At 60.0% G+C, this 20,930-nt stretch carries 17 protein-coding genes and 1 pseudogene; 5 read left to right on the top strand and 13 right to left on the bottom strand.

The window, feature by feature from the left end; translation table 11 throughout:
• Window positions 1-148 precede the first annotated feature (148 nt).
• On the top strand, window positions 149-508 hold the full coding sequence (locus tag ACTJLA_RS03970) for a PilZ domain-containing protein (protein WP_019821226.1): 360 nt from the start codon (window positions 149-151) through the stop codon (window positions 506-508).
• Between the two features lie 52 nt (window positions 509-560).
• On the opposite strand, the gene ACTJLA_RS03965 is transcribed toward ACTJLA_RS03970, so the two are convergent.
• From ACTJLA_RS03965 to ACTJLA_RS03940, 6 genes are read right to left on the bottom strand one after another with little or no spacing between them, the layout of a single operon-like run.
• The gene (locus ACTJLA_RS03965; protein ID WP_054918439.1) at window positions 561-1,892 is read right to left on the bottom strand and encodes a DUF58 domain-containing protein; all 1,332 of its coding nucleotides are present in this window, start codon (window positions 1,890-1,892) and stop codon (window positions 561-563) included.
• Between the two features lie 7 nt (window positions 1,893-1,899).
• A complete protein-coding gene (locus tag ACTJLA_RS03960) occupies window positions 1,900-2,895 on the bottom strand; it encodes an AAA family ATPase (RefSeq protein ID WP_440840652.1) in 996 nt (331 codons plus the stop codon).
• Window positions 2,892-4,049 (bottom strand): DUF4350 domain-containing protein, encoded by a 1,158-nt coding sequence (locus tag ACTJLA_RS03955; protein WP_440840651.1) that lies wholly within the window; start codon window positions 4,047-4,049, stop codon window positions 2,892-2,894. The genes ACTJLA_RS03960 and ACTJLA_RS03955 overlap by 4 nt, the downstream gene beginning before the upstream one ends.
• Entirely contained in the window at window positions 4,046-5,575 is a 1,530-nt protein-coding gene (locus tag ACTJLA_RS03950) for a DUF4129 domain-containing protein (RefSeq protein ID WP_198862507.1), read from the bottom strand. The genes ACTJLA_RS03955 and ACTJLA_RS03950 overlap by 4 nt, the downstream gene beginning before the upstream one ends.
• Window positions 5,562-6,542 carry a stage II sporulation protein M gene (locus ACTJLA_RS03945; RefSeq protein ID WP_034128599.1) on the bottom strand — a complete coding sequence of 327 codons (981 nt, stop codon included), beginning with the start codon at window positions 6,540-6,542 and terminating at the stop codon, window positions 5,562-5,564. The genes ACTJLA_RS03950 and ACTJLA_RS03945 overlap by 14 nt, the downstream gene beginning before the upstream one ends.
• On the bottom strand, window positions 6,539-7,231 hold the full coding sequence (locus ACTJLA_RS03940; protein ID WP_054918403.1) for an RDD family protein: 693 nt from the start codon (window positions 7,229-7,231) through the stop codon (window positions 6,539-6,541). The genes ACTJLA_RS03945 and ACTJLA_RS03940 overlap by 4 nt, the downstream gene beginning before the upstream one ends.
• Window positions 7,232-7,398: 167 nt before the next feature.
• Between ACTJLA_RS03940 and sbcB the strand changes: the two genes are divergently transcribed.
• A complete protein-coding gene (sbcB, locus tag ACTJLA_RS03935) occupies window positions 7,399-8,826 on the top strand; it encodes an exodeoxyribonuclease I (RefSeq protein WP_054918405.1) in 1,428 nt (475 codons plus the stop codon).
• 90 nt (window positions 8,827-8,916) lie between these two features.
• Here the strand turns inward: sbcB and mvaT are convergent, their stop codons facing one another.
• Window positions 8,917-9,291, bottom strand: coding sequence for a histone-like nucleoid-structuring protein MvaT (mvaT, locus tag ACTJLA_RS03930; RefSeq protein ID WP_019821235.1), 375 nt, complete (start codon window positions 9,289-9,291; stop codon window positions 8,917-8,919).
• Between the two features lie 352 nt (window positions 9,292-9,643).
• Between mvaT and purU the strand changes: the two genes are divergently transcribed.
• Window positions 9,644-10,492: a formyltetrahydrofolate deformylase gene (purU, locus tag ACTJLA_RS03925; RefSeq protein WP_019821236.1), complete on the top strand. Its 849-nt coding sequence runs from the start codon at window positions 9,644-9,646 to the stop codon at window positions 10,490-10,492.
• 123 nt (window positions 10,493-10,615) lie between these two features.
• Here the strand turns inward: purU and ACTJLA_RS03920 are convergent, their stop codons facing one another.
• The 5 genes and pseudogenes from ACTJLA_RS03920 to ACTJLA_RS03900 all read right to left on the bottom strand — a co-directional run.
• Window positions 10,616-11,725: a lysylphosphatidylglycerol synthase transmembrane domain-containing protein gene (locus ACTJLA_RS03920; RefSeq protein WP_054918407.1), complete on the bottom strand. Its 1,110-nt coding sequence runs from the start codon at window positions 11,723-11,725 to the stop codon at window positions 10,616-10,618.
• Entirely contained in the window at window positions 11,713-12,465 is a 753-nt protein-coding gene (locus tag ACTJLA_RS03915) for a DUF2334 domain-containing protein (protein WP_054918409.1), read from the bottom strand. Before ACTJLA_RS03915 ends, ACTJLA_RS03920 begins: the two co-directional genes overlap by 13 nt.
• Window positions 12,458-13,579: a glycosyltransferase family 4 protein gene (locus ACTJLA_RS03910; RefSeq protein WP_054898008.1), complete on the bottom strand. Its 1,122-nt coding sequence runs from the start codon at window positions 13,577-13,579 to the stop codon at window positions 12,458-12,460. Before ACTJLA_RS03910 ends, ACTJLA_RS03915 begins: the two co-directional genes overlap by 8 nt.
• 221 nt (window positions 13,580-13,800) lie before the next feature.
• On the bottom strand, window positions 13,801-14,565 hold the full coding sequence (locus tag ACTJLA_RS03905; protein WP_370694806.1) for a methyl-accepting chemotaxis protein: 765 nt from the start codon (window positions 14,563-14,565) through the stop codon (window positions 13,801-13,803).
• Window positions 14,566-14,658: 93 nt separating this feature from the next.
• A pseudogene (locus ACTJLA_RS03900) lies at window positions 14,659-15,690 on the bottom strand (HAMP domain-containing protein); the annotation flags it as partial.
• Between the two features lie 205 nt (window positions 15,691-15,895).
• Here ACTJLA_RS03900 and ACTJLA_RS03895 point away from each other — a divergent pair.
• A complete protein-coding gene (locus ACTJLA_RS03895; protein WP_054918416.1) occupies window positions 15,896-17,374 on the top strand; it encodes a helicase HerA-like domain-containing protein in 1,479 nt (492 codons plus the stop codon).
• Between the two features lie 4 nt (window positions 17,375-17,378).
• Here the strand turns inward: ACTJLA_RS03895 and ACTJLA_RS03890 are convergent, their stop codons facing one another.
• Window positions 17,379-17,834, bottom strand: coding sequence for a DUF721 domain-containing protein (locus tag ACTJLA_RS03890; RefSeq protein WP_034128591.1), 456 nt, complete (start codon window positions 17,832-17,834; stop codon window positions 17,379-17,381).
• Between the two features lie 306 nt (window positions 17,835-18,140).
• Here ACTJLA_RS03890 and secA point away from each other — a divergent pair, with 306 nt between their 5' ends.
• A complete protein-coding gene (gene secA / locus ACTJLA_RS03885; RefSeq protein ID WP_014719726.1) occupies window positions 18,141-20,876 on the top strand; it encodes a preprotein translocase subunit SecA in 2,736 nt (911 codons plus the stop codon).
• The last annotated feature ends 54 nt before the right edge of the window (window positions 20,877-20,930 follow it).

The raw sequence follows: 20,930 nt of genomic DNA, 5'->3' as shown, positions 1-20,930 counted from the left end.
CATTCGAACGGATGCAATGCCCGGATTCGGCAGCTGTTTGGTGACAAGCGGTAGCTGTTGTCACACCGAGATCCAGGGAGAGCGAGCGATTGCTTGTTCCGAATCACTGGCACGGCCAGATTTTTGGCTATTGGATGGCGACTTCACCATGTTTACTGAACGAAGGATCGAGCGGCATCAACTGCCGTATTTTCTGCAGGTGTTCAATCGTATTACTGACAAGCCAATCGGCTATCTTGGAAATGTGTCTGAAAACGGTCTAATGCTGATCAGCTCGTTACCCATGATGACCGAGGTAGATTTCGAGCTACGCTTGAAAGTGCCGGTGGCGCAAGGCGAGTTCAAGGCAATTGACCTCACGGCAACCTGCTTGTGGAGTCACGAGGATGTCACCCCGCAGCATTACGACTCTGGGTTCAGCGTGCTTGAGGCGCCCGAAGAGTACCGGCACCTGATCAACGCGCTGTTGCAGTACTTCAGCTTTTATCCTTTGCAGGCCTCTGTCTGAATTATGCGTGGGGTCGTGGCCGTTTCCTGGCCATGCCCCTGCGCAGTCATCCTCAGAATACCCCGGCCTTTTTCCACTCCAGATAGCGCGTGACCAGCCCGGCACCCAGCGCCGATGGCAAGGTATCGAGCACCGACAGCCCATGGGCACTCAAGCGATCATGGCGTTGGTTGCGGGTGTTGAGGTAATCGATCGTGCCGCTGTAAGCCAGCGCTTCGGGCAATGTCTGCACAGGCGCCTGGCGTAGTTGGTCGAGGACCTCTTCCCTCAGGCTGGTCACCAGTACCCGGTGATGCCTGCCGATACGCTGGACGGCAGCCATCAGCGCTTCATCCTCCTCATCCCGCAGGTTGGTGACGATGATCACCAGTGCCCGGCGTTTTTGACGTGCCAACAACTGGCTGGCGGCCGCCTGGTAGTCGGCGGTTTTTCGCGTGGTCTGCAGGTCATAGACCGCATTGAGCAACAGGTTCAATTGGCCACTGCCCTTGACCGGCTTCAGGTACCGCGGCTGGTCGCTGGCAAACGTGCACAGCCCTACGGCATCGCCCTGTCTCAAGGCAACGTAGCTCAGCAGCAGGCAGGCATTGAGCGCGTGGTCAAAATGGGACAGTTCATCATCCTGGCTGCGCATGTGCTGGCCGCAATCGAGCATGAACACGATTTGCTGGTCGCGTTCGTCCTGGTACTCCCGGGCAATGGGCGTTCGTTGGCGGGCGGTGGCTTTCCAGTCGATCTGGCGCAGGCTGTCACCTTCACGAAACTCGCGCAGTTGATGAAACTCCAGGCCTAATCCTCGCCGCTGATGTTGGCGCACGCCCAGTTGGCTGAGCCAGTTATCCACACCCCGCAACTGCGCACCGTATAAACGTGCGAAATCCGGGTAAACACGAGTGGCATCGTGAGTCTCGACCCAGCGTCGTGCCGACCACAGCCCCAATGGGCTGGGCAGCAGCAGTTCGCAGCGACTGAAATGGAAGTGCCCGCGCCGCAAGGGGCGTACGCGATAGCCCAGCTCAGCGCGTTCACCGGGGCGTAGTTGAATGGATTGAGGCAGGTTCTCCACATTCAGGCCGTCGGGCACATGATCGAACACCTGCACGGTCAGAGGTTGTGGGTAATCGTGCTCCAGGCACAGGCGTACTTCCTCCCAGCGCCCCAGCGCCAGGCTACCAGGCAATGTTCTGTACACGCGGGCCGAAGGGCGGCGACGCAAGCGTGCAGCATCCAGCATCGCCAGCAGCAGCAGGGCCAGCAGCAGGCCCCAGGCTACCGAATGCAAGGTGGCGGGCACTTTGAACTGCAACGCTGCCGAGGCGCCCAACAGGGTGTTCAAGCCGAGCAGAACGCTCAGCCAGGTCAGCAGCAGACGGGTCGGTTTCATGATGGCGTCATTGTCTTGGTGCAGCAATCTGGTCGAGTAAATGCTGGAGCACCTGGTCGACTTCCAGGCCGTCGATGTCCAGTTCTGGTGCGATGCGTACCCGGTGACGCAGTACCGCCAGGGCGCAGCCCTTGATGTCGTCGGGGGTGACGAATTCGCCACCGCGCAACAGCGCACGGGCACGTGCCCCGCGTACCAGGGCGATGGAGGCCCTGGGGCCGGCACCGATGGCCAGCCCCGGCCAACTGCGCGTGGCACGGGCCAGGCGTACGGCATAGTCGAGCACCTGTTCATCCAGTGGCAGGTCACTGGCAATTTGCTGCATCGTTACTACGTCCTCGGCTTGCAGCACAGTACGCAACGGCTGTACCTCCAGCATGTCGGCCTTGGACGAGCGCGTCACTTCGCGGACCATATCCAGCTCTTGTAGAGCATCTGGGTAGTCCATTCGCACCTTGAGCATGAAGCGGTCCAGTTCGGCCTCGGGCAGTGGGTAGGTACCTTCCTGCTCGATGGGGTTCTGGGTCGCCAGTACCATGAAGGGTTGGCCGATGGGCAAGGCCTCGCCTTCCAGGGTCACTTGGCGTTCCTGCATGGCTTCGAGAAGCGCTGCCTGGGTCTTGGCCGGTGCACGGTTGATCTCGTCGGCCAGCAGCAGGTGGGTGAATAACGGCCCCTTGCGCAGTTTGAACTGTTCGGTCTGCAGGTCGTAAACGGCGTGGCCGGTGACATCGCTGGGCATCAGGTCCGGGGTGAACTGGATACGGGCGAAATCACCGCCAAAGCAGCGGGCCAGGGCGCGTACCAGCAGGGTCTTGCCCAGGCCAGGCACGCCTTCCAGCAATACGTGGCCGCCTGCGATCAGGGCGGTGAGCACGTCGTCAATCACAAGGTCCTGGCCAATCACGGCCTTGCGCAACTCCACGCGCAGCGCCTGGGCCTGCTGGCTGGCGTGCTGAAGCTTTTCGGCGGTCAGGGTGGTGGCCAGTGGAGAGTCGCTCATAAGGCATTCCTGAGGGTTTGCAGGTGCGCCACCTGTCGGCTGAAGTCGGCGCTGGAGAGCCGCTTCAGCGCAACGGGCTCAAGCGCCTGGCTGATGATGTGAGGGGGTTGTCGCGTAAGGTGTTCCAGCACCTGCCGTTGCCTTGGCGCATCGAGGTGTTCGAACCCGGGATGACGTCGTCGGGCTGCGCGCAGAATGTCGTGTCGCAAGGCTTGCAACAACGTGCCCTGGCCGCTGCGGCGCAATAGGAAGTCCGCGCTGGCCTTCAAGTGTTCCTGCAACTGGCGACGCGCCTTGGGAGCCGGTGCCTGGATCGGGCCTTGGCGCATGCCTGCCTGCCACAGCCCCAGAGCAAGCAGCGCAACCAGGGCGACGAGGGCCTGGGGGAAATAACGGAGCAATAGAGTAAACAGATCGTCTGTGTCGCTGTTGAACAGCAGGGTGACGTCAGTGCCCTGGTTCAGGTACCACAGCAACCAGGCGTTATCATGTTTGCCGATATTGGCGGTTTTCCACAGGTCGCTGTCGGTGATCACCGTTACGTGGCCTTGCCCAAGGTCAAGTTGCATCAGGTGGCTGGACTTGGCGCTGTTGGCGGAAAACTGCGCCAGGTGCTTGGGGTCGGTGAGGTTGAAGTCGGTGTCAAAACTGAAGTACGCCGGGGCGGTTTCGTTGTCGACGTAGAGCTTTGTCAGATCCGGCTTGTTTTTTTTACGCGGTGGCACGGGTTCGTCGAAGGTGTCGCTCAAGGTTTGACGGATAGTGAGGCGATCAAGCAGCAGGTCACCGCTTGTGCCGGCGTCTTCATCCCATAATGCCTCGGCGACCAGTAGCAGGTGGCCACCGGCTTTTGCCCAGCCCAGTAGTTGTTCGACCTGGCGCGGGGTCATGTTGCTGCGCTCCCCCAGCAGCAACAGGCTATGGCCTTTGGCAGGCAGGTCGGCGAGTCGTTCAAGGCCATTGGCGTGCGCCACAACCACGCCTTGCTGGCGTAGAAAGTGCTCGGCGGCCAGGTAAGGGTTGGCGCGTGCCTCTGGCGACGGGCCCCGGTCAACCACTTCGTCGTAGGGAATTGCTTTGTGCCAGGCATATAAGCCGCCCGCACCCAGCAGGCACGCCAACAACAGCGCTGTCCACAATAGCGCGCGATTCATTGGCTCGCTCCGTCACTGAAAAGAGCACGCCAGTCGCTGCACAGTTTTTGTTGGGCTGAAGAGGGCGGCAGACGGTGACCATAGGCCAGGTTTTGCCAGTGGCGCGTCAGTTCGTCGCTGAACGCCAGTAATTGCGGTTGTTGCAAACGATGAACGCGCTCCAGCACCTGCCCCTCGGTATCGGCGCTTGTCAGTGGCAGGTCGAACTCGTGCAACAGCCGGCTGAGCAACCCGCGATACAGCAGGCCAAGGGCTTCCCGGGGCTGGGTGGGCCATAGTTGTTCGGCGGTACTGGCGATGTCTTCGGGCAATGTCTCGGCGCCCAGCTCCAAGCCGAACAACCGAGCGGGAACGGGCGAGGGGGCGGTAGTGCGAGTGGGTCCGAGGCGGCTGACGAACGTGAGCAACCATTCACGGTAACGCCAGAACACCAGGGCCAGGCCGCCAATCACAAGGCTCCAGAGCAGTATTTCCAAGGTTTTGGCGACGTATTTGAAGGTGTCGCTGTTAAGGTTGTCGAGCAGTGCCTGGAGCCAGCCGGGTAATTTGCCGTCGCCCTTGGCCTTGTTTTCAACCGGCGCTTTTTCTTCGCCAAACCGATAGCGTGTGACGGTTTCCGGGTTCTTGAAAGGCGGCTTTTCCAGCAATGCCTGGATGGATTGGCTGGCGGCCTGGGTACTAAGTGGCTTATGGGCTGTGGTTTCATCTGCCATGGTCGGTGGGCTGATTTGTAGCAGTGCCAGGCCAACGACCAGCAACAACAGCGGTGCAACGTTGTTCAGGCGCTGGCGCAGGCGACGGAATACCAGTTCCAGGTCCCAGGCCTCCAGCACCGTGCGGCGGTTGAGGTACAGGCTGAAGCCACAGGCGACGTAGATGGGTTCCCAGAACACCAGGACCAGGGCATAGAAAGCATTGCTCAGGTGCTCAAGCCAAAGCACGTCCGAGCCTGATGCCAATACCAGTCGTTGCCAGTCCCAGTCCAGTTCAACCTGTTGCGGGATGAAGAGATAGAACAGGGCCATGCCGCCAAACCATAGACCGATTTCCAGGTGTACGCCGATCGTCGTCAGCCAGCGTGCGGCGCCAGCGTTACGTTGCAGCAACACCCCAAGGCGTCGTTGACGTGCGTCACCGTCCAGGCCTTCCAGTTGGCTGACGGGCAGGGTGAAGCTGCGACTCATGCTCAGCCGCCGCCAGGTCAGGCTGGCGAACAGTTGCCCTTTGAGCAACTGCGGCCAATGGCGAACGGCCTGTTTGAGGCTGGGGGGCTCAGCAAACAGGGCCTGGGAAAGAATGTACAGCGGCAAGCGGTCGAAGGCCGGCTTGAGCCACCAGAACAGGAACATGACCAGAGACGGGTAACTCCAGAGCAGCACCGTCAACAGGCTGAATATCGGAAGGCTCACCAGCGCCCAACTGCTCATCAGCAAGAAACGGTGTTCCCGGGCCATCAGCACACCCAAGTCCATGGCTTCCCAGGAAGTGCGCGGGCGAATGACTACGCTGGCGTCAGTCAGGCGCATGGCGACTCCGCCCGGCCAGGGTCAGGTAAGCGGCCACCAGCAGCCAGAGGGCGGCGCCTACCGCGTACTTGATCCAGGGCTCAATGCGAGTGGTTGAGGACCAGTAGGCTTCGATAAAGGCGGCGATCAACAGGAACACCATGACACCACAGAGCATCCTTACGCTTTTGCGCGCGGCCAGGCGCAGGGCTTCGCTGCGCGCCAAGCGCCCGGGGGCGACCAGTGACCAGCCCAGTTGCAAGCCTGCGGCACCGGCCAGTGTGATGGCGCTCAACTCGAATGCGCCGTGACCAATGACAAACGACCAGAAGGTCTGGCCATAGCCAATGTCGGTAAGGTGCCCGGAGACCGCACCTATGACCAAACCGTTGAAAATCAGGAAGAACACACTGCCCAGGCCAAACAACAGGCCGGCAGCAAAGGTCTGGAAGGCGATGCCGATGTTGTGCATCACGTAATAGCCAAACATCATCCAGTCTTCGCTGGCGGCACGCTCGGCAGCGCGGCCCAGGCGGTTGGCATCGGGGTTGTACATGCCCTGCATCTCGGCCACCTGCTGGGGGCTGATGATGCTGTAGACCAGGTCGGGGAACAGGTACACCAGCAGGGCGATCCCTACCAGGCTGCCAAAGAACAGCAGGCCGGCGATCAGCACGAAGCGCCATTGTTCGCGTACCAGGCGTGGGAAGTCGGCGAGAAGAAACGCCAGTATGTTTGCCGTCAGTTGGCTGCGATGACGATACAGTTGTTGATGGCCGCGCAATGCCAGCTGTTGCAACGGATCGACCAGGTAACTGCTGTAGCCGCGCTGCTGAGCCAGGGCCAGATGTTGGCACAGGCGTCGATATTGATGCGGGAAGTCGGCGACATCGGCGGCCTTGGCTTTACCTTGCTCCAGTTGCTTCAACTGCTCGGCGAAGGTTTGCCATTGATGCTGGTGGCGGCTTTCAAAAAGGCTTTGCTTCATGTCGGCCCCAACAAACCACGGGCTACACCGTTGAGTTGCTCCACGGCACGCGGTGCAGGCACCTGCAGGGGCCCTGCGAGGATGGCGGCCAGTTCATGCACCCGTTCGGCCGAGAGTTCCGCCTGGCGTTCGGCGAAACCGAGGATGGCCCGCTGTTCGCTCAGCTCCAGTGCGAATGACAGGCGCAGGGCGGGTGCTTGAGGGATGCTCGGGCGCACCAGCGGCAGCTCGCGGTAGACCACCAGTGTGCCTGCGGCCAGGTCGCCGAGCCGCTTGAAGTGCGGATGCTGCAGGCAACTGATCGCGCCGAGGAAATAACCGAAGGGCAGCATGTCGACAAAACGCAGCAGGTTGCGGATCAATGATGCCGACCAGCCAATGGGCGTGCCGTCATCCTGTACCACGCGCAGGCCCATGACCTGCTTGCCCGGCGAGCAGCCGTGGTTGAGCACTTCGAACAACACCATGTACCACCAGCTCACCACGAACAGCAGCAGCGAACCCAGCCCGATCCCCACATTGCCGAGCAGCGCCAGCGGCACTAGCAGGATCCCCATGATGATCCCTCGCGCGCCCAGGTCGAATGCAAAGGCCAATGCCCGAGAGGGCAGGCCAGCAGGACGCAGGGGCAGGTCGATGCCCTCCGGCGTTTCTATCTGATAGTGGGTATCCAAAGGCGTTGATGGCATTGCGATCCTTGGCAGTGCGAGGCGACTTGAGAGACACGGATGCTAGCAGTGTCGACGCTGGAAGCAACCATTCGAGGGTTTTCTGGATATTTATACAGTCAGGTATCGCTGGCTCCCAACGCCTTGCAGCGCCTAGACTTTGTCGATCTTCAGCACAGGAATAGCCCGTGACCTCGATTTTCTGGTACGACTATGAAACCACTGGCATCAACCCGCGCAACGATCGCCCGCTCCAGGTAGCCGGGATCCGCACCGACCTTGAGCTCAATGAGATCGGTGCGCCGATCAATCTTTATTGCCAGCCCAGCGACGATATCCTGCCTCACCCGGCAGCGTGCGCGATCACGGGCATCACGCCGGGTGTCCTCGCCGAGAAGGGCCTTGCCGAAGCCGATTTCATGACTCGGGTGCACGCCGAACTGGCCGCGCCAGGTACCTGCGGCGCCGGCTACAACACCCTGCGATTCGACGATGAAATGACGCGCTACAGTCTGTACCGCAATTTTTTCGACCCGTATGCGCGCGAGTGGCAGGGCGGCAACAGCCGGTGGGACTTGATCGATGTGATGCGCACTGCCTACGCCCTGCGGCCGGAGGGGATCAACTGGCCCGAGCAGGACGGGCGTGTGACCCTCAAGCTCGAACGCTTGACCGAGGCCAACGGCATCGACCATGGCCAGGCCCATGATGCGTTGTCGGATGTGCGTGCAACCATCGCCCTGGCGCGGTTGGTCCGGGAGAAACAACCGAAGTTGTATGAATGGTTGTTTCAATTGCGCAGCAAGCAGCGGGTCATGGATCAGGTGCGGTTGCTGCAACCGATGGTGCATATCTCGGGGCGTTTTTCCGCCGAGCGCCATTATCTGGGCGTGGTCTTGCCCCTGGCCTGGCACCCGCGCAATCGCAATGCCTTGATCGTCTGTGACCTGGGGCTCGATCCACAAGGGCTGTTGGACCTGGATGCGACGACGCTGCGTCAGCGTCTTTACACGCGCCGCGATGAGCTAGCCGAAGGTGAACTGCCGGTTCCGCTCAAGTTGCTGCATATCAACCGCTGCCCGGTGGTTGCGCCGTTGAAGGTGCTGCGCCCTCAAGACCTCGAGCGCCTTCAATTGGATAAGGAAGCTTGCCTCGCGCGGGCGCTGCGGCTAACTGACGCACAGGAAGTTTGGCGGGACAAGTTAGCGGCCATTTATGCCGAGGAAGACTTTGCGTCAAACTCGGACCCGGAGCAGCAGCTCTACGAGGGTTTTATTGGTGACCGTGACCGCCGTTTATGTGAGCAAGTTCGCATGGCAGAGCCCGCGCAATTAGCCCGTCAGCAGTGGCCGTTCGATGATCATCGTTTGCCGGAATTATTATTTCGCTACCGGGCGCGTAACTTTCCTGAAACCTTGAACAATGAGGAGCAACAACGCTGGAAACTTTTCTGTCAGCAACGTTTGTCGGATGCACAGTGGGGGGCGCCGAATACCCTCTTGGCATTTAAGCAGGCGCGTGAGGAGTTGGCGGTTAGTGCTACATCGTTTCAGTGCCAGGTACTGGCGCAATGGCAGGACTATGTGGATTCCTTAGCGGCGCGCCTGAATCTGTAGGCGCATAACTACAGAATATTCAGACAATAAAAAACGCCAGCAAGCTGGCGTTTTTCATGTGTGACGTATCGGGTGAACGTCCGACCGGGCTTAGCCCAGCAGGGTTGCCCAACCTTCAACTACGTCACCGCCCCACTTGGCTTTCCACTCTTTCAGAGTTTTGTGGTTGCCACCTTTGGTTTCAATTACTTCGCCGTTGTGCGGGTTTTTGTACTGCTTGACCTTGCGAGCACGCTTGGTGCCGGTAGTTTTCACAGCGCCACGCGGTGCTTTAACTTTCGACTCTGGATCCAGCAGCGCGATGATGTCACGCAGGGATTTGGAGTATTCACCCATCAGGGTGCGCAATTTGCCTTCGAATTCCAGCTCGGTTTTCAGCTTGTCGTCTTCGGACAGGTTCTTCAAACGGGCTTGCAGCTCTTTGATAGCTTCTTCGGTGGCGCGGTATTCGTTGATCAGTGACATGTGGACTACCTTATGTAGAACGCTGATTGACAGGGTGAGTGGCCTAATAATAGTCAGGCAATTTCATCAAGTAAACATTTAAGACGGTATTTAGGCGAATGACATTGAATGTGTGGGAGAAAACCTGGCCGATGAGTTAATTAGTGAGCGTTATGCGCAAAAGATAATCACCTTAATTTTTTGCTACTGGCCTGAGCATGCCGTTGTATCGTCATATAGCGCTGGTAAAACCTTACACGATTAAGGGGTGTTACCACGGCCATGCCTCAAGATAAGGTGCAAGGGAATACTGCAGTTTTTCTGCGTAATCGCTAGAATAGCGGCCTTTGTGAAGTTCTGGAGTTTCCCCCTAATGCGCACTTTTCGGCTGGTGATTGCTTGCCCGGACCGGGTTGGCATCGTTGCCAAGGTCAGTAACTTTCTGGCTTCCCATAATGGCTGGATCACCGAGGCGAGCCATCACTCGGACGATCTCAGTGGTTGGTTTTTCATGCGTCACGAAATCCGTGCCGATACGTTGCCCTTTGGCCTGGAAGCCTTCCGCGAGGCGTTTGCGCCGATTGCCGAAGAGTTTTCGATGACCTGGCACATCACCGATACAGAGCAGAAGAAACGCGTGGTGCTGATGGCCAGCCGCGAATCCCACTGCCTGGCAGACCTGCTGCACCGCTGGCACAGCGACGAACTCGATTGCGAGATTGCCTGCGTGATCTCCAACCATGACGACCTGCGCAGCATGGTCGAATGGCATGGCATCCCTTATTACCATGTGCCGGTCAACCCACAGGACAAGGAGCCGGCATTCGCCGAAGTGTCGCGCCTGGTCAAGCAGCATGACGCGGATGTAGTGGTGCTGGCGCGCTACATGCAGATCCTGCCACCGGAGCTGTGCCGCGAATACGCTGGCAAGGTGATCAACATCCACCACAGCTTCTTGCCGTCCTTTGTTGGTGCCAAGCCTTATCACCAGGCTTCCCTGCGTGGCGTGAAGCTGATTGGTGCAACCTGCCACTACGTGACCGAAGAGCTGGACGCCGGCCCGATCATCGAGCAGGACGTGGTGCGCGTCAGCCACAGCGACAGTATTGAAGACATGGTGCGTTTCGGCCGTGATGTCGAGAAGATGGTGTTGGCCCGTGGCTTGCGCTACCACCTGGAAGATCGCGTGTTGGTGCACGGCAACAAGACCGTGGTCTTCTGACCCAGCGGTTTTGATTGAAAGACACCGGGGCCTGGAGGTAAAACTCTCCAGGCCCTTTTTTATTTCTGTTTCAGGAGATTCCCATGAGCGACCCGCTCGATAAAGCCACCTCACGGGCGCCTGCTACCTTGGGCGAGGGCTGTTTGAGTCGTTACGACCCGGACGCGCTGGATGCCGAGGATGGTACTGATTTTCCAGGCGCGGCGCGTTTATGGGAACAGACACAGGCGCAGGATGAGCAGCCTGCCGCCCCTGAAAAAGACGCTTGAGCAGCGGTTTGCCGACCATCAATAGAAACACTGGCGCACCGGCCAGCAAATAGAAGTAGTAGGTCACCGCGCGCCAGATCAGAATCGCCGCAGCCGCTGTGGATGTGCCCACCATGGGCGCCAGCAGTGCCGCTGACGTCAACTCCGCAGCGCCGGCCCCGCCTGGCGCCAGGCTGAACTGCCCGGCAGTCAGGGATAACATCTGGATCAGAAAGCTCCAGGCCCACTGCACCTCGCCCCCCAACCCGCGCAGCGCCAGGTACAGCACGCTGTAACGCAGCAGCCAATGCAGGCTGGTCAGCGCAAAGACCCCAAGCAAGGTGCTCCGGGGTAGTTTCAGGGTGGCGCTGAACGCCGCAAGAAAACGCAGCAACCGGCGTGCCCAGCGTCGGCGGGTGGTAGCACTGACCTTCATGGCCTTGAGTGCCAAACCCGCCAGGCGAATCAGCCGTCGGTGAAAATGCACCACGGCCCAGCCACTGATTACCCCACCCACCATCGACACGGCGCTGAGCCCCAGCAACCACTCCAGACGCGGGCTGAGGCTATGGAATAGCGCATATAGCAAGATCCCCACCAGTGCGCAGAGAAAAAACACTAGGTCGCTCAACTGGTCCATGGCAAACACCGCGCTGCCTTGGGCGGGGCGGATGCCATTGCGTGCCAGCAGGGCCATCAGGGTCAACGGCCCGCCGCTGCCGCCGGGTGTTGCACACATGGCGAACTCGGTGGATATCACCACGCCAAGGCTTTTAAGCGGGCCTAACTCGCCGCGATGCTCGCCAAGCAGTAGGCGGATACGCAGGCTGTTGATCAGCCAGCAGCCAATGATCATGGCGAACATCCCCAGTAACTGGGGCAAGGGAAACTGGCGCAGGCGCGCAATGCTTTCGCCGCCGCCCAGCCACAATGGGATCACCAGCGCCACCAAGAGCGCCAACACTAACCAGATCAGTCGGCCCATGGCTGCGTCGCCAGCCAGGCGGCCTTGGTTTGGGGGACGCGCCCCGTGTTGAGCAGGCGTTGCAGGGTGTCTAGCCAATAATCGCGGGAAAACCTGTGGCGCATGTCCACCGGGTGCAAACCCAGTCGGATCAGCGGGGCCTCCTGCCACCGCTGTTCACGGCGATCACTGAGGATTTTGGACAATCCCCGGCGCCAGGCACTGCGGGCGCTCCACACCAGGCCGGGGGCGTTGATAGGCGTGAAGTCCGGCAGGCGATAAAGATGTTGTGGGTCGCTGGTGTAGCTCAGCGGCAACTGGCGCAATGCCTGCCGGGTGCCGTCGCTCATCAACCAGGCGGGCGCAACAAAGCCATGCAGCGGCCAGCCATTGCGCTCAAATACCTCAATGCCGGCGGTCAACCGCCGCAGCGCCTCGGCTTCGGACAGCTGGTAAAACTCGCCTTCGTGGGTATAGATGCGTCGCATAAACCATTCTTTTGGCGTACGCGGCCGAGGTTGGTCGTCGCAATGGTAGTAACCGTGCAAGGTGAGCTCATCGCCCTTGGCGACACGGCTGTCGAGCAGGCGCCGAAAATCGCGGTGGGCGGCCAAGTCGTCATGGTGATGGAAGTCTGGCACCACCAGCCAAGTGATGGGCACGCGGCCCAGTGCATCGACGGCCTCGACGAACGGCCGGTAGTCGGCCCAGGTGTGCGGAGCCACGTCGTGCAGTACCAGCATCAGCGCGCGCTCAGCCATGGGCGAGCATCGGTTCATGGCTGCCCAGCACGGCGCAGTAATGCCCCAGCAGGCTGTCGACTACCGTGTCCCACGCATAATGCTGCTCGACATGGCGCCGAGCCTGAGCACCCAGGCGTCGGCTGTCGGTACTGAACAGCTCGCGCACCGCCTCGGCCATGGCCTTGGGGTTGTTTGGCGCGCACAGCAGGCCACAACGCTCGTCGACAATCTCGGTAAAGGCCCCGGCCGCCACGGCGACCACTGGAATACCGCAGGCCATGGCTTCCAGGATCACCAGGCCGAAGGTCTCCTGGTCGCCACCATGCAGTAAGGCGTCGGCGCTGGCCATCAGCCGAGCGACATGTTGGGCGGGCCGGAATCCGTCAATCACGGTGACATTGTCTGGCACGCTGGCCGGCATGCCGGAGCCCACCAGCAGCAAGTGGTAGCCTTCCCCCAGGCGTTTCATGCAGTTGAGCAGCACCGGCAGGTTTTTCTCCTTGGAGCCGCGCCCGGCGAAGATCAGTAGCCGAGTGTCTTCGCCAATCCCCAGTTCGGCGCGCAGGCCGGGGTCACGTACCTCAGGGGTGAAGGTTTGCAGGTCTACGCCCAGGGGTTGTACGAAGACATTTCTGACGCCAAGCCCGATGAGCTTGTCGGCCATTACCTGGCTGGGGGCGAGCACTCGGTCAAAATTCCCATAGAGTTTGCGCACATAGGCTTCAACATTGGGGGTAAACCAAGGCCCCATGCGGTTGCTCACCAGCAGTGGCAGGTCGGAGTGGTAAAAGCCGATGACCGGCACATCCAATTGGCGTCGGGCATCCAGCGCGGCCCAGGCGGTCAGGTAAGGGTCGCCAACTTCGATCAGGTCGGGCTGTAAATCGTGCAGGACATTTCGCCAAGGCGCCAAACGAAGGGGGAAGCGATAGCCTTTGCCGAAGGGCAGGGCGGGCGCCGGTACTTTGAAGATGCCGTCCTGCTCGCTCAAGTGTGCGCCAGGAATCAACAGGCTATGGCGAATGCCCGGCTTGAGCGCCAGACGCCGGTGCTTGGCGTCAAGGTAAGTGCGTACGCCACCGCTGGCCGGGGCGTAGAACATGGTTATGTCAGCGATATGCACGATGAACATCCCTCCGATCCATTGCTCTCCCTAGATGGACCTGAGGTAAGGATAGATGTTCGGTTTAGATTCGCAGCATGACGGTGGCGGGAGTGGACAAACGCACGCTGTAGGAGCGAGCTTGCTCGCGAAAAACTCACAGACTCCGCGTTTCTTCAGGCAGCCCGCGTTATCGTTGACGTTTTTCGCGAGCAAGCTCGCTCCTACAGGTGGATTAAGGTGGGGGCACCTCAGATCCGGAAGCTGCCCACCAATTGCTTCAAGCGCGAGGCCTGTTGTTCCAGGTCCGAGCAGGCGCGCAGGGTCGATTGCAGGTTTTCCACCCCTTCCTGGTTGAGGGTGTTGATCTCGGTGATGTCCATATTGATCGACTCCACCACCGAGGTTTGTTCTTCCGTTGCGGTGGCGACCGACTGGTTCATGCCGTCGATCTCGCCAATGCGCTGGGTCACGCTGTTCAGGCGCTCGCCTGCCAGGTTGGCGATTTCCACGCTGTCCAGGCTGTGGCGTTGGCTTTCGCTCATGGTAGTCACCGAGTCCCGGGCACCCACCTGTAGCTCTTCGATCATCGTCTGCACCTGTTGCGCCGACTCCTGAGTGCGATGAGCGAGGTTGCGCACTTCATCGGCCACGACCGCAAAGCCACGCCCGGCTTCCCCGGCGCGCGCCGCTTCGATCGCCGCATTGAGCGCCAGCAGATTGGTTTGCTGGGAAATGCTGGTGATCACCTCAAGAATCTGGCCGATATTCACCGTTTTGCTGTTAAGTGCTTCGATATTGGTGCTTGAGGTGCTGATCATGCTGGATAACTGCGTCATCGCCTTGATATTGCGTTCAACCACCTGCTGGCCGTCTTCGGCCAAGTGCCTGGCGTCGCTGGCCTGACTGGAGGCTTGGGCGGCGTTGCGTGCGATCTCCTGGGCTGCGGCCCCCAGTTGATTGATGGCGGCAGCGACACTGTTGGTGCGGTTGGCCTGTTCGTCAGAGTTGACCATCGACGAGTTGGAGGCGCTGACCACCCGCAGGGCTACTTCATTGACGTGCTCGGTGGCTGAAGACACTTCGCGAATCGAGGTATGAATGCGCTCGACGAAGCGGTTGAAAGCATTGCCCAAGGTGCCGAATTCATCATTGTTCTGGATGGTCAGGCGGCGAGTCAGGTCGCCTTCACCGTCGGCAATGTCTTGCATGGCGCGGGTCATCAGGTGCAAAGGTTGCAGCAAGACGCGGATCAGCATGCCGAGCAGGGCGATGATGATCACCACCGCGATGATCGTGGCGATCACCGCCGAGGTGCGGAACTCACTGAGCATGGCGAAAGACTTGTCCTTGTCCACCGAAACGCCCAGGTACCAGTTCACCGATGGCAGGCCCTTGATCGGTGTGAACGTCACGATATTGGTCTTGCCATTGGCTTGCACTTCGCTGAAGTCGCCGCTGATCTTCGGCGTGTCTTTTGGATAAACGTCCGACAGGGTCTTCATCACCAGGGCTTTATCGGGGTGCACCAGCACTTTGCCGTCGGCGCTGACCAGGAACGCATAGCCCATGCCGCCAAAATCCAGCGCGCCGATGTTGTCCACCAGGGTCTGCAGGCTCAGGTCGCCGCCGACTACGCCGATGCTCTGGCCGCCCTTGGTACTGGGCGTGGCAACGGAGATGATCAGTTGCCCGGTCGCCGCGTCGATATAGGGTTCGGTCAGGGTCGAGCCATTACTGGCCTGGGCGCCCTTGTACCAGGGGCGAACACGCGGGTCGAAGCCGTCGGGCATCTTGGTGTCAGGGCGGATGGTGAACGTGCCCTGGCTGTCACCGACGTAGGTCGCCATGAATGACGAAGTCAGCGCTTTCTGCTCCAGCAGGCTGGCGACGACGGTTTTTTCAGGGTTGACGGCGATGTTCTGTGCGGCGTTTTCCACCAGGGCGATACGTCCGGTGAGCCAGGTCTGGATGTTGCTGGCGGTAACGTCGCCCATCTCGTGCAGATAGTTGTTGAGGTCGTCGCGAATCGCGTTGCGCTGCAGATAGTCGTTGTAGAGGGTAAACAACGCAAAGGCGGCGATGACGATAAGGGAGGCTGCAAGCAGGATCTTGTGGCTGAAGCGCAGATTTTTGTTCATGGCTTGAAGGGTCCGCTAAGGTCTTAATATCCGAGGCGCATCCAATGCGGGAGGCGCGAAATGGCAGCGTTAAAAAAGGTGTGGTATTTCTGGTGATAGCTCCGTTGGTCCGTATCGGAATTATCTGACCGTTTTTTAGTCTTTGTCGGGCTTACATCCGTCTATATCGACCTCGCGGCACTAAAGATTAACCATAGGTGACGAAATGCCTGACTCCACACAACTGCTTATCGGTGCAGGCCCTGACGGCCAGCCCATCGCCCAGTCCATGCGCCTGGCCAACCGTCATGGGTTGATCGCCGGCGCCACCGGCACCGGCAAGACCGTCACCTTGCAGCGCCTGGCGGAAGCCTTCAGTGATGCGGGCGTGGCGGTGTTCGCTGCCGACATCAAAGGCGACCTCTGCGGCCTGGGCGCCGCCGCCAACCCCCAGGGCAAAGTGGCCGAGCGCATCGCCGGTATGCCCTTCCTTGATTACACGGCCCAGGCGTACCCGGTCACCCTGTGGGATATCCACGGCCAATCCGGTCATCCGTTGCGCACCACCATCAGTGAAATGGGCCCGCTCTTGCTCGGCAGCCTGTTGGAACTCACCGACAGCCAGCAGTCGGCGCTCTATGCGGCGTTCAAAGTGGCCGACCGCGAAGGCCTGTTGCTGCTGGACCTCAAGGACCTCAAGGCACTGCTCAATCACCTGCGCTATCACCCGGAACTGCTGGGCGAAGACGCCGCCTTGATGACCACCGGTTCCAGCCAGGCCTTGTTGCGACGCCTGGCGGTGCTGGAGCAGCAGGGCGCCGAAGCCCTGTTTGGCGAGCCGGCCCTGCAACTGGAGGATATTTTGCAGCCCGCCAGTGATGGGCGTGGGCGCATCCACCTGCTGGACGCCAGCCGCCTGGTGCATGAAGCGCCGAAGGTCTACGCGACCTTCCTGTTATGGCTGCTGGCAGAGTTGTTCGAACAATTGCCGGAACGCGGCGATGCCGACAAACCGTTGCTGGCGTTGTTTTTCGATGAAGCGCACTTGTTGTTCGCCGATACGCCAAAAGCCTTGCAGGAGCGCCTGGAGCAAGTGGTGCGCCTGATCCGTTCCAAAGGGGTTGGCGTGTACTTCGTCACCCAGTCGCCGGGCGACCTGCCGGATACGGTACTGGCGCAACTGGGCCTGCGCATCCAGCACGGTTTGCGCGCATTCACCGCCAAAGAGCAGAAATCCCTGCGAGCGGTGGCGGACGGTTTTCGGCCCAACCCGACATTCGATACCTTGTCAGTGCTTACAGAATTGGGCACTGGTGAGGCATTGGTGGGAACCTTGCAGGAAAAGGGCACGCCGGAAGTCGTCCAGCGCGTACTGGTTGCTCCCCCGCAATCGCGGATCGGGCCGCTCACCGAAGCCGAACGTAAAGCGTTGGTTGCCAGTTCGCCGCTGTTGGGGCGCTATGACAAACCAGTGGATCGTGAGTCTGCCTATGAGGTGCTGATGGCCCGCAAGGAGCTTGGGCCTGCCGAGCAGGCTGCTCCGGCCGCCGAAGAGCCGAGCTTCACCGACAAGGCGGGTGCATTCCTGGGGACCACGGCGGGCAAGGCGTTGAAATCAGCCATGCAGCAGGCCGCCAATCAGATGGGGCGCCAGTTGGTGCGGGGGTTGCTGGGTTCGTTGCTGGGCGGCAGCAAACGCAAATAGCGCTTCAGGCTTTGGGCCGGGCATGGGCGGCCAGCCGTTCCAGGGCAGCGCGCAACCCCGGGTCGTTGATCCCTTCAGCAGTGGCCTGAAGGGTTTCGGCGGCCGTTTCCGACAGGTCCATGGTATGCCCCACTGCGCCTTGCGGCACGGTGGGTGGCTGTACCTTGAACTGAATGCGCGTCAAATTGGCAAATTCGTCGAACGCCATCAACTGGCGCTGCAAGCGCTTCTGTTGGTAGCGCAAGCGGGTGGCCCAATGCCCATCGGTGACAATTAATAGCAGGTTGCCTTCACGCCAGGAGGCGACGTGACAATGTTCCCGGGCGGCCGGCTGCAGTTGGCTTTCCAGCAGGCGTTGCAGATGGCCCAAGCGTTGCGCCTGGCCGAAGATAGCTTTCAGCGGTTTGGCTTCGCGGAGCAACGCGCCGGGCGCGCGGGCTGTGAGAGGGCGAAATGCCATGTTTAGACACCTTAGGTAACAGAGCGGCTATCTTAGCAGAAAGCGCCTGTATGCCCTGAGGCTCTGCGTCGGCAGGGCTTTCTCCGTCAAATCAATAAGTAACTTCTGCGCCTGGTGGGTTGAAGTTCCAGCAAAAGCCCTTATTTTAAACATGCCCTCTCACTATGCCGTGCCTGTCTCAGGGAACAACGCCACTTTCCTCACCCACGATTCCGGGTAGAATGCGCGTTCGCAATGCGGCCGTGAGGGCTGCTCGGGCCACTCACGGTGCGCCCTCCATCCCTATGTGTGGAAGAACCTGCCGATATGTTTGCGCCTTTGTTAAAGAAACTTTTTGGAAGCAAGAATGAGCGCGAAGTCAAACGCATGCTCAAGACGGTGCAGCTGGTCAATGCCTTCGAAGAGCAGATGGTTGCTCTGTCGGACGAGCAATTGCGCGCCAAGACCCAAGAGTTCAAGGCCCGCATAGCCAAAGGTGAAACCCTCGACAAGCTGCTGCCCGAAGCCTTCGCGGTTGCCCGTGAAGCCGGTAAGCGCGTCATGGGCATGCGCCACTTCGACGTCCAGTTGATCGGCGGCATGACCTTGCATGAAGGCATGATTGCCGAAATGCGCACCGGTGAAGGCAAGACCCTGGTGGCAACCCTGGGCGTTTACCTCAACGCACTGTCCGGCAAGGGCGTGCACGTTGTGACGGTGAACGACTACCTGGCTCGCCGGGACGCCAACTGGATGCGCCCGTTGTATGAATTCCTCGGCCTGACCGTCGGCGTGGTAACGCCGTTCCAGCCGCCGGAAGAGAAGCGCGCCGCGTACGCCTGCGACATCACCTACGGTACCAACAACGAATTCGGTTTCGATTACCTGCGCGACAACATGGCGTTCAGCATGGATGAAAAATTCCAGCGTGAACTCAACTTTGCCGTGATCGACGAAGTCGACTCCATCCTCATCGACGAAGCCCGTACCCCGCTGATCATCTCCGGCCAGGCCGAAGACAGCTCGCGCCTGTACACCGAGATCAACAAGTTGATCCCGCGTCTTGAGCAGCACATCGAGGAAGTGGAAGGCGTGGTGACCAAAGAAGGTCACTTCACCATCGACGAGAAGACCCGCCAGGTCGAACTCAACGAAGCCGGTCACCAGTTTGTCGAAGAAATGCTGACCCAGATCGGCGAACTGGCCGAAGGCGAAAGCCTGTACTCGGCGCACAACCTGGGCCTGTTGACCCACGTGTACGCTGGCCTGCGCGCCCACAAGCTGTTCCATCGCAACGTCGAATACATCGTGCAGGACGGCCAGGTGGTACTGGTTGACGAGCACACCGGTCGTACCATGCCCGGTCGTCGTCTGTCCGAAGGCCTGCACCAGGCCATCGAAGCCAAGGAACACCTCAACATCCAGGCCGAAAGCCAGACGTTGGCGTCCACCACCTTCCAGAACTACTTCCGTCTGTACAACAAGCTGTCCGGCATGACCGGTACGGCCGACACCGAAGCGTTCGAATTCCACCAGATCTACAACCTGGCCGTGATGGTCATTCCGCCGAACAAACCGTTGGCGCGTAAAGACTACAACGACCTGGTGTTCCTGACCGCCGAAGAGAAATACGCGGCGATCATCAACGACATCAAGGACGGTATGGCCAAGGGCCGTCCGATCCTGGTGGGTACCGCCACCATCGAGACCTCCGAGCACGTGTCCAACCTGCTCAACAAGGAAGGCATCGAGCACAAGGTACTGAACGCCAAGTTCCACGAAAAAGAAGCCGAGATCATTGCCCAGGCCGGTCGCCCAGGCGCACTGACCATCGCCACCAACATGGCCGGTCGTGGTACCGACATCCTGTTGGGCGGCAACTGGGAAGTGGAAGTGGCCTCGCTCGACAACCCGACGCCTGAGCAGATCGCCCAGATCAAGGCCGACTGGCAGAAGCGTCACCAGGCTGTGCTGGAATCCGGTGGCTTGCAGGTGATCGCGTCCGAGCGTCACGAATCGCGTCGTATCGACAACCAGCTGCGTGGCCGTGCCGGCCGCCAGGGTGATGCCGGTTCCAGCCGTTTCTACCTGTCGTTGGAAGACAGCCTGATGCGTATCTTCGCATCGGACCGGGTGAAGAACTTCATGAAAGCCCTGGGCATGCAGTCCGGTGAAGCGATCGAGCACCGCATGGTGACCAACGCCATCGAGAAGGCCCAGCGCAAAGTAGAAGGCCGTAACTTCGATATTCGCAAGCAACTGCTCGAGTTCGACGACGTCAACAACGAACAGCGTAAAGTGATCTATCACATGCGTAACACGTTGCTGGCCGCCGACAACATTGGCGAGACCATCGCTGATTTCCGTCAGGACGTGCTCAACGCCACTGTCAGCGCCCATATTCCGCCACAGTCGCTGCCTGAGCAGTGGGATGTTGCCGGCCTGGAAGCGGCATTGAAGAGCGACTTCGGTGTGGACTTGCCGGTTCAGCAATGGCTGGACGAAGACGACCACCTGTACGAAGAAACCCTGCGCGAAAAACTGATGGCCGAGCTGCTGGCGGCGTACAACGAGAAAGAAGAGCAAGCGAGTGCCGAAGCTCTGCGCACCTTCGAGAAACAGATCGTATTGCGCGTGCTGGATGACCTGTGGAAAGACCACCTGTCGACCATGGACCACCTGCGCCACGGTATCCACCTGCGTGGCTACGCCCAGAAGAACCCGAAGCAGGAGTACAAGCGCGAGTCGTTCACGCTGTTCTCCGAATTGCTGGATTCGATCAAGCGCGATTCGATCCGCGTGCTGTCCCACGTTCAGGTGCGTCGCGAAGACCCGATCGAGGAAGAAGCACGCCTGCGTCAGGAAGCCGAAGCACTGGCGGCGCGCATGCAGTTCCAGCATGACGAAGCGCCGGGCCTGGATGAGCCTGAAGCATTGGGTGAAGAGGTCGATGTGGCCCTGGCCCAGACCCCGGTTCGCAATGACCAGAAGCTGGGCCGCAACGAGCTGTGCTACTGCGGTTCGGGCAAGAAATTCAAACACTGCCACGGCCAGATCGAATAAGATTTTCGCCTGACGCTGCAACACCCCGCGCCGCGACCGGCCTTTGCCGTCGCG

It is taken from the genome of Pseudomonas sp. 22072 (genome assembly GCF_052046095.1).
GTDB classification, from domain to species: domain Bacteria; phylum Pseudomonadota; class Gammaproteobacteria; order Pseudomonadales; family Pseudomonadaceae; genus Aquipseudomonas; species Aquipseudomonas paracarnis.
The sequence above is the reverse complement of the archived record's forward strand: the minus strand, read 5'-3'. Positions and strand labels throughout refer to the sequence as shown.

What these genes read in the sequence shown, in the direction of transcription:
- ACTJLA_RS03970 (WP_019821226.1), top strand. Translation starts at nt 149, where the DNA reads ATGTTTACTGAACGAAGGATCGAGCGGCATCAACTGCCGTATTTTCTG.
- ACTJLA_RS03945 (WP_034128599.1), bottom strand. Translation starts at nt 6,542, where the DNA reads ATGAAGCAAAGCCTTTTTGAAAGCCGCCACCAGCATCAATGGCAAACC.
- mvaT (WP_019821235.1), bottom strand. Translation starts at nt 9,291, where the DNA reads ATGTCACTGATCAACGAATACCGCGCCACCGAAGAAGCTATCAAAGAG.
- ACTJLA_RS03905 (WP_370694806.1), bottom strand. Translation starts at nt 14,565, where the DNA reads ATGGTCAACTCTGACGAACAGGCCAACCGCACCAACAGTGTCGCTGCC.
- purU (WP_019821236.1), top strand. Translation starts at nt 9,644, where the DNA reads ATGCGCACTTTTCGGCTGGTGATTGCTTGCCCGGACCGGGTTGGCATC.
- secA (WP_014719726.1), top strand. Translation starts at nt 18,141, where the DNA reads ATGTTTGCGCCTTTGTTAAAGAAACTTTTTGGAAGCAAGAATGAGCGC.
- ACTJLA_RS03940 (WP_054918403.1), bottom strand. Translation starts at nt 7,231, where the DNA reads ATGCCATCAACGCCTTTGGATACCCACTATCAGATAGAAACGCCGGAG.
- ACTJLA_RS03950 (WP_198862507.1), bottom strand. Translation starts at nt 5,575, where the DNA reads ATGCGCCTGACTGACGCCAGCGTAGTCATTCGCCCGCGCACTTCCTGG.
- ACTJLA_RS03920 (WP_054918407.1), bottom strand. Translation starts at nt 11,725, where the DNA reads ATGGGCCGACTGATCTGGTTAGTGTTGGCGCTCTTGGTGGCGCTGGTG.
- ACTJLA_RS03910 (WP_054898008.1), bottom strand. Translation starts at nt 13,579, where the DNA reads ATGTTCATCGTGCATATCGCTGACATAACCATGTTCTACGCCCCGGCC.
- ACTJLA_RS03965 (WP_054918439.1), bottom strand. Translation starts at nt 1,892, where the DNA reads ATGAAACCGACCCGTCTGCTGCTGACCTGGCTGAGCGTTCTGCTCGGC.
- ACTJLA_RS03955 (WP_440840651.1), bottom strand. Translation starts at nt 4,049, where the DNA reads ATGAATCGCGCGCTATTGTGGACAGCGCTGTTGTTGGCGTGCCTGCTG.
- ACTJLA_RS03915 (WP_054918409.1), bottom strand. Translation starts at nt 12,465, where the DNA reads ATGGCTGAGCGCGCGCTGATGCTGGTACTGCACGACGTGGCTCCGCAC.
- ACTJLA_RS03890 (WP_034128591.1), bottom strand. Translation starts at nt 17,834, where the DNA reads ATGGCATTTCGCCCTCTCACAGCCCGCGCGCCCGGCGCGTTGCTCCGC.
- ACTJLA_RS03960 (WP_440840652.1), bottom strand. Translation starts at nt 2,895, where the DNA reads ATGAGCGACTCTCCACTGGCCACCACCCTGACCGCCGAAAAGCTTCAG.
- ACTJLA_RS03895 (WP_054918416.1), top strand. Translation starts at nt 15,896, where the DNA reads ATGCCTGACTCCACACAACTGCTTATCGGTGCAGGCCCTGACGGCCAG.